This window comes from Prevotella sp. oral taxon 306 str. F0472, from assembly GCF_000257925.1.
Lineage (GTDB): Bacteria > Bacteroidota > Bacteroidia > Bacteroidales > Bacteroidaceae > Prevotella > Prevotella vespertina.
Map to the genome: position 1 here is coordinate 149,151 of NZ_AJIN01000067.1, position 13,897 is coordinate 163,047.

Consider the following 13,897-nt stretch of genomic DNA (forward strand, 5'->3'; position numbering starts at 1 on the left):
GTGTGTCTTTTGTACGATAAAGGGATGATAGTAAATCATGAAGATATTGACTTTTAAGTCTTTCGTCAGCAATAATTTGCGATAGAGATGAGGCTTTCCTTAGTTTTTTCTAGTAAACGAGATGTAATTGAAAAGAATGATGTATTTTTGCAAGACAATACATCTATTATATATTGTCAAGCTATTAAATGAAACGTAAATTCTTAATAACTATACTCCTTGCAATGGGTCTTGAGGTTGCTGCGCAATCGCATTCTACGCCCCTGTCAGTAGGTGATAACAAGCCAACCAATAGCGTTGCTCAATCCTATGCAGACTCTTTGCAAATGTTGCGAGATAGTCTTTTCATGCCGAAGAAACAAAAACTAACATCGGTGAAAGTATCAGATGCGAACCATATGCGGCTGCTCTTCCCATTGACCTTCTATCGGGATGTGACGCAGCAGTTGTTCTCTAACGCCGATGCCGAGCGTGATTTCAATGCTAATCTCATGCACCTTTATCTCTATCGTCCCGACTTAGTGAGTACGACGGAACGGGCTGTGCAGCAACAACAAACGACACTCAATGACATTGAAAAGCCTATTCAACATGAGGTGGACATGGTTAGTAGGGTGAAAGAACCACCTATTGAACCTGTCGAAGTACCTGTTGAAGTATTGGTTAAAAAGCCTAACTTCTGGACTTACAAAGGCGACTATGCCTTGCAGTTCTTGCAGAACTACGTGTCAGGAAACTGGTATCGAGGGGGCGAAAGCAACTATGCTGCACGTGGATCAGTGGTTATGCAGGCTAATTATAACAATAAACAAAAGGTGAAATGGGATAACTGTTTGGAGCTAAGATATGGTATGCAGAGTAGCAAGTCGGACTCGTTACACAGCTTTAAGAGTACGGAAGACTTGATACGTCTTACTTCGAAGTTGGGCTTACAGGCAACAAAACAATGGTACTACACCCTTCAGCTCATCGGACAAACACAATTCTCACGTGCTTATAAGTCGAATGATCCAATAGTATATGCCGACTTCCTTGCACCATTCAACTTGAATCTCTCTCTCGGTATGGACTATTCCGTCGATTGGTTCGAACACCGATTAAAAGGTAATATTCACCTTGCTCCGTTGGCATATAACATGAAGTACACCCGCTTCCAGTCGTTATCAAAGCGGTTGGGTATCGGTGATAACAATCACTTCCTACATGACTATGGATCGGAATTCACCGTTGATTTGGAGTGGAAGATTATGGAAATGCTCACATGGAAGACCCGTCTTTATGGCTACACCACCTATAAGCGTGCCGAACTGGAGTGGGAGAACACCTTTACCTTACGCTTCAATCGCTTCATCTCAAGCCAGTTGTTCATCTATCCTCGCTTCGATGACGGTGTGAGTAGAGACTCTCGTTATGCTTTCTGGCAGCTGAAAGAGTTTGCTTCTATCGGTTTCCAGTATAGCTTCTAACGCCTCCCCAAGCCCCTCCAAAGGAGGGGATGTGCCTCACGGGACGCAGAAGTAAAAACAAAGGAACGCCCTTCTACATTGGAGAAGGGCGTTCCTTTGTATTGAAGAAGGCGTTTCTTCACATCGAAGAAACGCCTTCTTTATTTGCAAACAATCGTCTTCACTTTCCGTCCTATTACTTTGCTGGAGTGAAGATGTCCTGACATGCCTTCCAATCGTAGTGCTTGTAAAGCATGTTCAACTTCGCTTCACGCTCCTTAAAAGAGCTGTAGTTCTTCTTCGCATTATCGGTCCATCCCGTTTCAGCCAAGGCTGCCACACGTGGTAAGAGTTGGTAGAAAGCGAGGTCACGACCCATTATATACTCTGTCCAAAGGTTAGCTTGTACACCCTTAACATGCGTCTTTAACGCTGGAGTTGCATCATCAGGAACAGGGTTATAACTATATGTCTTCTCTGTCGGGAGATACCCTCCTATGAGCGTGAGTCTATTGTCCTTCGTCTGATAATAGTCGATGTAATAGTACGTAGTAGGCGACATGATGACATCCAGACCACGCTTAGCAGCTTCGAAACCTCCGTCTGTTCCACGCCAACTCATGACCGTTGTCCCCTTGTCGACATCGCCTTCGAGGATCTCATCCCAGCCTATTATCGAACGTCCCTTAGCGGCTAAATGTTTCGCAACTTGGCTCATGAAGTAACATTGTAATTGCGCTTCTGCAGAGAATCCATTCGATCCTTTCAATCCGAGTTTCTTAATCTCTGCCTGGCAACGAGGGCATTCCTTCCATCTGTCACGAGGCGATTCATCACCTCCAATGTGGATGTATTTAGATGGAAATATGTCTACTATCTCATCGAGAACATTATTAACAAACTCGTAAGTCTGTGGGTTTCCAGCACAGAGAATGTCGGGGAATACGCCCCAAGACTCAGCCACTTTGTAAGGTCCACCAGTACATCCAAGCTCTGGATAAGCAGCCAGTGCGCCTAGCATGTGACCGGGCATATCAATCTCAGGAATCACTGTTATGTGACGTTCGGCAGCGTATTTTACAACCTCACGCATATCGTCCTTGGTGTAATAACCACCATAAGGAGTATCGTCATAAAGCCCTGTGTTGCGTCCAATTACCGTCTGCGCACGCTTCGAACCGACCTCAGTTAACTTCGGATAGCGGTCTATCTGTGCCCTCCACCCTTGGTCTTCTGTGAGGTGCCAATGGAATGTGTTGATGTTATGAAGTGCCAACATATCAATGAATTCCTTGATGAAATCCATCTTAAAGTAATGTCTCGCACAATCAAGCATCGTACCACGATAGCTGAAACGGGGCTGGTCAACGATTTGAGCAAGAGGGAAGCTGACGTTCTTTGCCTGCTCTACTGGCAATGACTTACGCAATGTTTGTATGCCATAGAACACTCCTGCGGCTGTCTTCCCTTCGATGGTAATGGTCTTAGTCTTTACTGTTATGACATATCCCTCATCGTTTTCTATCTTGTTATTGAGCTTTAGTATGATAACAGAACCCTTCTTGCTCGTGCCTTCCGGGGTGATTCCTGTGGTCTCACGAATATATTGTTTTAGAAATTGCACATTGCGTTGCATCGCCTCATCAGTGCTTAGTGAGAGGACAGAAGTTGTACCATCAAGTACAAAGGCTTCGCCTTTCTGTATCGCAATAGATTGTGGTAAAGGTACTACCTGATAGTTTGCATCTGTGGCATGTAGGGCTATTGACGCCATCATAAGAGCCACAGAAAGTAGGATCTTTCTCATTTCCTTCGTTGTTTCTAAATGTTTTGTATTGATAAATAAATTGTTTTCTTCGTTAGAAATAGGACTGGATAAGCCCATTACTCATCGTCCCGTGAGATTGTCTAAAGTGTGAGTTCAAGAACATAGTCAATATCCTTCGGAGCCTCATCCATGTTAACTGTAATGCCATCACCCGTCTTTGTGAATCGAACAGGCTTCCCCGTGGCAAAGACTTTAGCACTCTTTACCTTGCGATTACCCGTCGGGAGATACAGACTGGAGTCCATGCAATCAAGGATGTGGACGTATAACTTATTGCCACGCTGCGTGCTTACGCCCCAGTCGTGAGGTGCAATAATACCTCCACGAGTGCCATAGATGGTCTCACCATATTGTTTCAACCATTCCCCCATAGCCTTTAGTCTATTCAAGGCAAGGTCTGGCAAGGCACCACCAGGCTCTGGCCCGATGTTGAGCAAGAGGTTTGCATTCTTTCCAGCAGCCCTTACGAGCATCTGAATCAACTCCTTCGGCGACTTGTAAAGGGTATCGGTAATGTTGTAACCCCAGTGGTCGTTGATTGTTTGACACGACTCCAATGGTAACCGACTGATGTCTTGTCCTGACAAACCAGCCTTATTCTCGCCTGGTAAATCACGTTCGAAGATCTGGATATCCTCGCCTTCATTAGGTGTTTGATGGTGGTTATTGCCAATGAGACATTGCGGTTGTAGCTTGTGGATGAGGGCATATTGCTCTGGTAACTGCCAATCGAAAGGCTTTGAATCACTATCATGATCCCACCAACCATCAAACCATATCGCACCGACGGGACCATAGTTTGTGAGCAACTCAGTTAGTTGTGTGTTCATGAAATGATAGTAACTTGCCCAGTTTGCCTTGCTCTTGTCACGCCCAGTACCTAGTCCGGTGCGCCCTTGTGGATAGTCCTCCCTACCCCAATCAAGGTGTGAGTAATAGAGGTGGAGCTTGATTCCTTGTCGCTTACAAGCCGCTGCCAGTTCCTTAATAATATCCCTTTTGAAGGGCGTTCCATCGACAGTGTTATAGGTACTTGTTGCTGTCTTGAAGAGCGAGAAACCATCGTGATGACGGGTGGTAATGGTGATGTACTTCGCACCAGCGTCCTTGATAGCCTTCACCCAAGCGTCTGCATCGAACTCAGAAGGGTAGAAGGTCTTAGCTAACTTAGGGTATTCTCGATAGTTAATGTCCTTGTTGTGCATCACCCACTCGCCCACTCCCATCATCGAGTAGAGCCCCCAATGCAGGAAGACACCGAACTTCTCATCTTGAAATTGTTGACGTGCTTGAATGTTTTCAGGCGTGGGATGATAGGCTTCTTGTGCCCAACTCGTGTGCGCAAGGAGCATAATTGCTACTGAAAGTAAAGTCTTTTTCATTCTAATAGGTAATTGTTTAGGTTGTTTGCAAAGATAGTTAAAAACTTTGATAAGTATGCACTCAAAGGGAAGAAGATATGTCCTTTATACAGGTTAAACCTCTTTTCGATTGTAGAAAACCCACCTTTAGTGGATAATCTGCACCTTCCTTGGCTCTTCCTCGCCCACCTTTATTATATAGACACCTGATGGTAAGTTGTCGAAGTAGAGCTTCTCTCCCTTGCTCTGTATGCGCTTGATCAATCTACCTGTTGTGTTGTAAAGTTGCACGAAGGTACCTGCTTTCGTGCCCGTGAGCGTTATCTGTCCTTTATATGTAGTGATGTTAATGGCATCTGAAGCCTTGGTTGTGGAGATACCATTGGGTGTGTTGCCCGCAGTATCAGTCTTTCTACGTTCGATGAAAAGCTGTACACCGCTCGTCTTACCGCCTCGTTCCACTGTCCATGTGCGTGTGGTAAGGTTATCGTCAGTAGTTTCTGTATAAGTGACAGGTACCATCTGTCCCTGTACTGATGCTGTGATATTCGGTTTCGGAGGCATTTCATCGTTTTTGCCAATGGTGATATAGGTCTCTTCAGGAACTCCACTGAACTCTACCTCAGCCTTCGTAACCTCAATACCACCGTCTTTTTTCGAGTTATTCGATATGTCGTAATAGCGGATATCATCGCCTATTGTCTCTATACGGAGCAGTCCCTCGCTAGCAAAGTAGATGTCTATTTTCTCTCCAGTATCGGGTATTACGAAGCTATAAGTGGGTACTCTCTTCATCAATCGTTGTGGGATAAAGACATCGCAAGCGCCATCGTTGTCCGTTGAAGGGAGTAAGACGTGGCGGAAGGTATGCCCCATATCATCCGACATCAGCACTCGCACCTTACTTCCTGATCGAAAGAATGACTTGTCAACTGTCCATGTCAAATGCAGGAGATCACCCTTCTCATAATGGTTATCAATGGTTGTTGTAAGTTTAAAAGGCGTAGCTCTTACGACCTTGATGTTCGCTATGTAACTATCATAAAGAGGTGCTTGATGTTTCTTCATAGCCTCCTCTACAGGGAGAGCATCACTCACACTGAACCAGAAACGATAGTCTCCTACAGGGATACTATTCGAGTTAGTCACCTCCGCACCAGTGCCATTATACCTCACACCAAAGTCTATTACATTGCTTTGTTGTGGTGCATAAACAGGGAAGTGAGCGGGCTTCTGCGGTGTACATCCATATTGATTAAAGGTGTAATGAAGCGTTTTTTGCTCTTGATCCGTTGCATAAACAGGAATAGAGAAGAACGTTCCTTCTGGTACAACATAGGTGTCCTTCATGCGTTCGCGATCAATGTGTGGAGCTGTATTAGTCGTATTTGGGAATCGTTCCACCAATCGGTAATCAGCCTTCGGAGTCTCATGAAGGATCTTCTTGAGGCACTCCAATGATACAAAGTCCTGCTCCGATGATGATCCATAACTAATGATTGACTGTCCAGAACCAGGCTCCGTACCATATCCGAGCATCCCTTGACTCTGTGTAAAGGGGTGGTTTGAACCCAATAAATGCCCCAGTTCATGAGCGATGGTGGGCATGGATTGATTGATGACAATGCCTGTTCCCTTCCAAGTATCATTCCATATCCCCCCGACGGAAGCAAGTCCTTGCATTCCACCACTATCTGAGTAATCGAGAACAATACCTATATCGTAGTTGTCAATACCAATAGCTGCATTGATGAGAGCGGTTCCATCTTGATAAGTATAGTCCCGATTGTAAGTCTTCTCAACCAATCGTTCGTCCTTGATAACCTTGAATTGCAATCCAAAGTCACGTACATAGATACTATTCAGATAGGTTTCCAGCTCTGACCAAAAGGCTTTGATCTTATTGTAATCGCGGTTGAATTTATCGGAGTTGTACTCCTTTGCACTCATAAAGACAGCCAGTCTCATCACACGATAGACCCCGTCTGTCACCTTCGTATCCTCTTCTTCACTACCTCGTGTGCGTGCTCTCTCTTGTAGGGGATCGATACCCAACACTCCACACTTCATCTCCTTCACCTCTAACGGATGGTTGATAACCTGCGCATGGAGCTTTGACAACAATGTTGGAAACACCATTAATGCACCCACGAGGGTAATGGTTGGTAAGATTCGACTCATCTTGTAATGTCTTAAATAGTTGTTTCTTAGAAATAATTAGAACTCTGTTTGATTACTGCAAGGGTCTGACAGGTATCTTATCAACATACTTCTTCAATAGATCTCGTCGACAGAAATTGAAGCCAGCAAGGCTTAGGTAGGCTGCATCCTTCGACACTCTTTCACGGAAACTATCGTAGTTTTTCAGTTCTTCGGGCGTCCATCCTGCTTCAGCAACAGCCAGTAGGCGAGGCAAAGCGAGGTATTCTAAGTAGGAAACAGTCTTTACATGCTCTGTCCAAAACGTCGCTTGCACACCTTGATAATAGGTTTGCAATGATGCTGGTAAGCCCTCGGGAACAGGTTTGGCACAATAGGTTACACGCAAGCTATCCGCTCCTTTACCTGCTGCGTTAGGCTCATCTGCAGCCGTACTCTGCCTCCTGTTGATATAATAAGGGCCGAAGAAGGTCACGACATTATCGAGTTTCTGCTCTGCAGCCATGCGTGCCGACTGGGCTGCGGGGTACCAACAATAGACCTTCACGTTCGCTTCCTTGATCAGATCTAACTCTGTTCCTTCAGCCGTAATAGCCTCGTTCCACACCGCTGTTGTGCGTCCTCTCGAATGGAGATAATCTGCCATCTGCTTGATAAAACGGCTCTGTAACTGTCGGTAGTTATGGAGTCCTTCCGTCTTATAGAGGCTTTGGCACTCCTCATTCTGACGCCAGGCATCATCTGGACACTCGTCCCCTCCAATGTGAACAATGCGTCCGGGGAAGAGATCGCACACCTCTTTTAATATGTCACGAGCGAAGTCCACGGCTGCAGGATTAGCCACATTCAACACATCATGAGACACTCCCCACTCTGTCCAAACGCTGTGCTGCCCTGCAGGGTCGCAACTATACTCTGGGTAAGCGGCCATTGCTGCCATGAAGTGACCGGGCATGTCAATCTCAGGAATCACGTTGATATGTCGCTGATGAGCGTAAGTTACAACCTCCCGAATCTCCTCTTGCGTGTAAAAGAAGGGTCCGTAAGGTTCGTTACTACGCACTTCTCCCAACTTCACATCCGAGTATTTCGTGCCCGGGGCAGTAGCTCCAATGGTGGTCAAACGTGGGTATTTCTTTATCTCGATACGCCATCCTTGATCGTCAGTGAGGTGCCAATGAAAGTTATTCATCTTGTAGTTCGCCATGAGATCAAGCAGTTTTTTAATCTCAGAGACGCCGAAGAAGTGGCGAGCCACGTCCAACATGAAGCCACGATAAGCAAAACGTGGACTGTCCGTAACGCTCATGCAAGGTAGAGTGAGGGCTGTCTTCTCCATCTTCTGACGGGCTGCGAAGGCTGGTGGCAGGAGCTTTTTAATAGTTTGGAAGGCATAAAAAAATCCTGCTGTGGTCGTTGCCTTAATCGTAATATCACGCTGCGTGATATGAAGTTGATAGCCTTCTGCGCCCTCAGTAGTCGTGTGGATGAGATGGATAAAAGGGTTCTTAAGATTCTTCGAAACCTTGAGTTGATGGTTAGTCACCTGCTGGTAATGGGCAGCGAAGTTCTTGGCTTCTGTCAAGATAGTATCTGGAAGTTGTTGACCACCTATCGAGAACGAGGCGGGTAAACGCAGTGTTCCACCCGTCGCAACGATTTCGCGCGGTTGAGGAATGAGTCCGATGGCTTGTTGCGCACGCATGGCACAACTGAAAGTAACGACTATCAGTAAAAGAAAGAATCTGTTCTTTTGCATGAGGATATAGTTATATAATAAGGTATTGGTTATATTGGTCTACATAAAGATTAGGTTTTCATGTGCCATAAACACGCCCACAAAGATAGCAAATTATTTTGATTTGTTCACTTCTTCACCCCTTTTTTGTATCTTTGCAGCAAGTTAACTAAAATACAAGGAATCGTTATGGGAATGATAGATAAATGTTGTTCGTGGATGAAGAGACGCATGGGAGGACAGGTAACAGTCGGTGAGATATTCTTTTCGATGTTACTCCTTTCACTCCTTCTTGCATGGCCTTTAGTTGCCTTGGGGACGGTCTTTTTATATGACCAAAGCAGTGTTCCGCTGGCTATTGATATATCCAGATGGGTGGTTACACTCGTTATCTGGCTTTATCCTGTATATATCATTCCCTTGCTCTTCATGGCTAAGAAGATGGCAAGGAAGCATGGGAAAGCATCGTTGTTTTATATCATCTCGGGTTCACCTATTATATTACTGGCACTCAGTATACTCTTATCTGTGAGTCCATTAGCGCAGGAGTTGCCCAAAGGAGCAGACTTCTTCACTTATAAACGGATTGGAGATGAAATCGGCGGAAGCTACTCGAAGGATAGAAACCATGTGTATTATATGCTTCAAGAGGTTAAGGGGGCGGATGCCAAGACATTCCAGGTTATGACCAACGAGGGCGATTATGGCGTGGATAAAAACCATGTTTACTATCTTGGGGAGGTGTTAAAAGGGGCTGATCCAACGACCTTTAAGGTGGGAAAGAACGGCAAGGCTTACGACGGGAAGGACTGTTTTATCTATGGGAAGCCCTATCATGTCGCCGATTATAAGACGTTCCGCATGGGTAAAGGGAACTGGGATTTGGATTGTAAATACGCCTATTACTTGGGTGATAATGCGCAGGAAGAAGGTGCAAAGAGGCTTCGGATCAGCGATTGGAAGTCGTTTAAAGGCTTGAACGAACTGTACGCCAAGGACAAGAAACAGGTGTATTTTAAAGATAAGGTGGTGCAGGGTGCCGATGCCGCCACGTTCTTTACTTATAAAGACAATAAGCATGTGGGACAGGATAAGACGTGCGTTTACTACGATGGACAGCCTCGCGAATTGAAAGATTATCGACTATTAACGCCGTCAAACATCAATGATAACTATTATACTTATGGGCAATCAGTCTATAACTCTGAGCTTCTGAAGATGCCTTCAGGTACTGACTTAAAGCACTTGCAATCGCTTGATTACACCGATTGGAGTAAGGACTTGCGCCATGTCTATTGGAAGAATAGGCTGGTCAAGGGCGCTAACCCAGCCACATTCAGCCCCTTGCCATCGTTGTTATTAACGATTGATTCGAGTGATGACACTAATAAAGATAGCGATTACGGGAGGGATGCGACGCACATATACTATCGTGAGGTAATGCTCAAGGATGCCGATTACAACAGCTTCATCTGTGGGTGGGATGCACAAGAGCAGATGGCTTTCGCCTTCGATAAACACCGATATTATGAGGGACACCCAACGCCTTTGATACGTAAGTATAGAGGCTCCACCCACGCCCACAACTAGCCTTACCCCCGTCCATCTACAGCCTCACCCCCGTCCCCTCTCCGAATGGAAAAGCCTCCCCCAACCCCTCCGAAGGGAGGGGAGTGCCTAACGGGAGCAAGTTAGGAAAAGGTATTCTTAATACAAAGAGGGCGTTTCTTCGGTGTGAAGAGAGGCTCTTTTCGACATAAGGAAACGCCCTCTTCAAATCGAGAAGGGCGTTTCGTTAATTCTAGAATATTATTACCTCTATTCCTGTTTAGCATTACTTTGCAAGCTAAAAGCAGTAATCACGCCCCTCTCCATTCGGAGAGGGGACGGGGGTGAGGCTGTTTGTTGAATAAAAGATAGGCTTTGGGGGAACACATCCCCTCCTTTCGGAGGGGCTTGGGGAGGCTTCTTCTCAATTCGAGAAGGGCGTTTCGTATGAAGTGAACCACACTTAACTGCATTCGTGACACTATACAAAAATAGGGACACACAAGCTGCGCATCCCTACTAAAATATTAATTAAATTCTACTTTCGGAGACGTTATTCATCGTCCTCATCATCGTCATCTATCACCACAGTATCGGCTACTCGCATTCCTTCGATTGGTAAGGCGCGGTCGATAACAGCGTTATAAGAGATAGAACTCTCGCTGCGTGACAAACCAAGGGGCATGAGTTTGTCATGGATGATGGACATCAGATGATGGTTATTATATGCGTACATCTTCAAGAAAAGGTCGTATTCTCCAGTCGTATAGTGGCATTCCACGATCTCAGGAATCTGCTTTAAAGCATCGACAACATCGTCAAACTTCTCTGGATTCTTTAGGTTAAGACCGATGAAAGCACACGTCTCGTAACCTATACGCTCTGGGTCAATAACAAATTGCGAACCCTTTAGTACACCTAAGTTTGTTAACTTCTGAATACGTTGATGGATAGCTGCTCCACTCACATTACACGCACGGGCGACCTCAAGGAAAGGGATTCGTGCATCCTCAGATATCAAGTGTAATATCTTCTTGTCAAGCCTGTCTAAACTTCTATGTGCCATTCTGTATAAACTATTATATTTATCTGCAAAGATACAAAAAAGCCTTTAATCCGCAAAGAAAAAAGTCTTCTTTCGTAACAATCCACAACTAACAGTGCTTATTCCTACCCTTTTTTATGGCTCATAGTGGCTGAGAAATTGACATTGAGGATGTTTGCTTCACGCAGAGCTTGCTTAAGGTCAATGATCAAACCCATGTCTACATGACGGTCAGCCTTTATGCTCACGCTTAACTGCTTACGCTCTTCTGGAGGCAAGGAGGCAACCAGATGGATGAGATAATTGCGTATCTCGGGAATGTTGGTGACCTTATCATTCATCTGCACAACGGGTGTTTGGCTTGTTACCTTGCCTGTTTCGTCCATCGGTCGACCTATATATATATGTTGAACGAGCGATTTATTGTCCAGTCGAGATAGCTGCGTTGCTGACGGCACTTGGTATTTTACATGTACAGTAGCCTTTCGCATGTGTACAACTAACATGAAGAAGAAGAGGATGGAGAAGATAAGATCAGGCAAAGAAGCGGTGTTCAATGCTGGAATATCGTGGTTACGACGTCTGTAAAGTCTCATTCCGTACCTCCTTTCCCGGCTTTTCCTGTTGCAGGAATAGCATATACTTCGGATATTCTTAGCGGTATCTCGTCCATGATTTGAGCCTGTTGTTCATGACTACAAAGTTCAAATTCCTTTCCAAATAACTCCTCCGAACGAGCATTGCGAAGGGTGTTATAAGCCTCAACTAATTGGTTTTGCACCTGCACATAGACGTCATACGAAGCCTTACGGGAGGTCTGCAGTTGTATCATGTGCGCCTTTCCGTTCGTCTCAACAAACTGTTGTACACGCTGATGGAGCGTCCCCACGGCTATAGCCTTCCCCTCCAACTGCACCTTATTATCGTCCTCTATCGCAATACGCATCAGTTTCTTACCATCAATGGCAGTTGCTTGTTTCTGCGTCTTATCCATCGGTGGCAACTGACGGGAGATCCCTTTGTCGAGGTCCATAGATGAGGCTACGAGGAAGAGGATCAACAACATGAATGAGATGTCGGCTGTTGATGTAGTGTTCAAGCTCGGTACTGTGCGTTTCTTTTCACGCCTAAATCGCATCATTTCTGGTGTTCCTTTCTATAATAACGGGTTGCTCCAAAGATCACAACACCAGCTGCTATGACCAGAAGTGACAATGAGGTGTTGACGAACATATCGGTTACACGCAACCAAAAAGCATCTGTGAAGTGTGCTCCGTTGACCATCATTGCCTTCGAAGAACCCAATGCGAAAGACAAAACAAGGAGTAGAATCGTAATGCCGTAGGTGCTATATGCAATCTTCCGAGACGGTATGCCGTTGCTTAATCCCTCATCTTGATTGCTCATGCGAAGTCCCTTCACCATTGCTACTAAGGCTGCCACGACAGCAAGAACAAGCAAGACCCACATGAAACCAATCAACACATCGGTTAGCAAAGGGGCATTAAATGCAGGGTCACTAGCCAATGGTTCGTTGAATCCAACAAGGTAGAATGCCATGAAGACAACGGCTGTCAGTGCAACAATAACATAGAGAATCCGTTGCGAAATACGCTCCTCATCCTTCTTTCTAAAACCTTTTATCTTCTTCATCTCTTGAGTTTATACTTCATAATAGCGTCTAGTAAGGAGATAGCCGACTCCTCCATTTGGGCTGTGATGTGCTCTATCTTCGATAGAATATAGTTATAAAATACCTGCAAAACAAGGGCTACGATGATACCAAAAATCGTGGTGATCAACGCTACCTTCATACCTGCTGCAACGATGGTAGGGCTGATGTCGCCCGCTTCTTGTATCTGATCGAATGCCATCACCATACCAATCACGGTTCCAAGGAAGCCCAGTGACGGTGCCATAGCGATGAAGAGTGTAATCCACGAACAGCCCTTTTCAAGGTTAGCACTCTGCACACTACCATAAGAAGTAACGCTTCGTTCGATGTTATCAATCGAATCGTCAATACGAAGTAAACCCTGATAACAGATTGACGCAACCGGTCCGCGCGTGTCACGACTGAGTGTTTTTGCCCCTTCGATATCGCCTGCCTCTATCATATCCTCTAGCTTACCAACGAATCGTTTAGCGTCTATCTCCGACAAACTAAGATAGATGATTCGCTCAATACAAAAGGCTAATCCCAATACTAACGCTAGTGCAACAAGGGACATAAAGCCCGCATTTCCCTCGATAAACTTACGTTTCAACGACTGGTGGAAACCTGTTGGCTGTTGTAGAGACTGCACCTTACTTGTATCGGCAACACCGGTATCGTTCAATGCATCATCTGATAAAGTATCGGCTGACGCAACGGCTGTTGCAGTTGGAGCAGGACTACTGGATGTTTGTGCTGACACGATGGTTACGCTCGTAAATGACATAACCATTAGCATTGCAAAAGCTGCAAATAAATTCTTCATAATTGATAACCACTTATGGTTCAAATTGATTGATAAGGGCAACATCGCCCTATTTTTAACATCGCAAAGGTATAGAAAATAATTCAAAATGCGTAATCCATGATTTAAAATTATGATTACTTCAGTTGTTGAAAGGGGACAGAGTTCCTAAAGGGAAGCCTCCCCAAGCCCCTCCGAAGGGAGGGGATATGTTCCCAGAAAGTGCTTCTTTTATTCAACAAACAGCCTTACCCCTAACCATATACAGCCTCACCCCCGTCCCCTCTCCGAATGGAGAGGGGAGTGAAAACTA

At 45.2% G+C, this 13,897-nt stretch carries 11 protein-coding genes; 2 read left to right on the forward strand and 9 right to left on the reverse strand.

The window, feature by feature from the left end; translation table 11 throughout:
• Positions 1 to 188: 188 nt before the first annotated feature.
• Positions 189 to 1,466, forward strand: coding sequence for a DUF3078 domain-containing protein (locus HMPREF9969_RS10850; RefSeq protein ID WP_036895679.1), 1,278 nt, complete (start codon positions 189 to 191; stop codon positions 1,464 to 1,466).
• A 175-nt stretch (positions 1,467 to 1,641) separates the two neighbouring features.
• On the opposite strand, the gene HMPREF9969_RS10855 is transcribed toward HMPREF9969_RS10850, so the two are convergent.
• The 4 genes from HMPREF9969_RS10855 to HMPREF9969_RS10870 all read right to left on the reverse strand — a co-directional run bounded on the left by HMPREF9969_RS10855 (position 1,642) and on the right by HMPREF9969_RS10870 (position 8,553).
• Positions 1,642 to 3,252, reverse strand: a complete 1,611-nt coding sequence (locus HMPREF9969_RS10855; RefSeq protein ID WP_009435976.1) for a beta-N-acetylhexosaminidase — start codon at positions 3,250 to 3,252, stop codon at positions 1,642 to 1,644.
• 101 nt (positions 3,253 to 3,353) lie between these two features.
• Positions 3,354 to 4,655, reverse strand: coding sequence for an alpha-L-fucosidase (locus HMPREF9969_RS10860; RefSeq protein ID WP_009435962.1), 1,302 nt, complete (start codon positions 4,653 to 4,655; stop codon positions 3,354 to 3,356).
• Between the two features lie 126 nt (positions 4,656 to 4,781).
• A complete protein-coding gene (locus tag HMPREF9969_RS10865) occupies positions 4,782 to 6,815 on the reverse strand; it encodes a zinc-dependent metalloprotease (protein ID WP_009435774.1) in 2,034 nt (677 codons plus the stop codon).
• 52 nt (positions 6,816 to 6,867) lie between these two features.
• Positions 6,868 to 8,553 carry a beta-N-acetylhexosaminidase gene (locus HMPREF9969_RS10870; protein ID WP_009435885.1) on the reverse strand — a complete coding sequence of 562 codons (1,686 nt, stop codon included), beginning with the start codon at positions 8,551 to 8,553 and terminating at the stop codon, positions 6,868 to 6,870.
• Between the two features lie 174 nt (positions 8,554 to 8,727).
• Between HMPREF9969_RS10870 and HMPREF9969_RS10875 the strand changes: the two genes are divergently transcribed.
• Positions 8,728 to 10,122, forward strand: coding sequence for a DKNYY domain-containing protein (locus HMPREF9969_RS10875; RefSeq protein WP_232212673.1), 1,395 nt, complete (start codon positions 8,728 to 8,730; stop codon positions 10,120 to 10,122).
• 511 nt (positions 10,123 to 10,633) lie between these two features.
• On the opposite strand, the gene HMPREF9969_RS10880 is transcribed toward HMPREF9969_RS10875, so the two are convergent.
• From HMPREF9969_RS10880 to HMPREF9969_RS10900, 5 genes are all read right to left on the reverse strand, one after another.
• The gene (locus HMPREF9969_RS10880; RefSeq protein ID WP_009435945.1) at positions 10,634 to 11,146 is read right to left on the reverse strand and encodes an Lrp/AsnC family transcriptional regulator; all 513 of its coding nucleotides are present in this window, start codon (positions 11,144 to 11,146) and stop codon (positions 10,634 to 10,636) included.
• 104 nt (positions 11,147 to 11,250) lie between these two features.
• Complete coding sequence (locus HMPREF9969_RS10885) at positions 11,251 to 11,721, reverse strand: ExbD/TolR family protein (RefSeq protein ID WP_009435806.1); 471 nt, start codon at positions 11,719 to 11,721, stop codon at positions 11,251 to 11,253.
• Positions 11,718 to 12,266 (reverse strand): ExbD/TolR family protein, encoded by a 549-nt coding sequence (locus HMPREF9969_RS10890; RefSeq protein ID WP_004381608.1) that lies wholly within the window; start codon positions 12,264 to 12,266, stop codon positions 11,718 to 11,720. The genes HMPREF9969_RS10885 and HMPREF9969_RS10890 overlap by 4 nt, the downstream gene beginning before the upstream one ends.
• Positions 12,263 to 12,778, reverse strand: coding sequence for a hypothetical protein (locus tag HMPREF9969_RS10895; protein ID WP_009435992.1), 516 nt, complete (start codon positions 12,776 to 12,778; stop codon positions 12,263 to 12,265). Before HMPREF9969_RS10895 ends, HMPREF9969_RS10890 begins: the two co-directional genes overlap by 4 nt.
• Positions 12,775 to 13,605: a MotA/TolQ/ExbB proton channel family protein gene (locus tag HMPREF9969_RS10900; protein ID WP_036895704.1), complete on the reverse strand. Its 831-nt coding sequence runs from the start codon at positions 13,603 to 13,605 to the stop codon at positions 12,775 to 12,777. The genes HMPREF9969_RS10895 and HMPREF9969_RS10900 overlap by 4 nt, the downstream gene beginning before the upstream one ends.
• Positions 13,606 to 13,897: the final 292 nt, after the last annotated feature.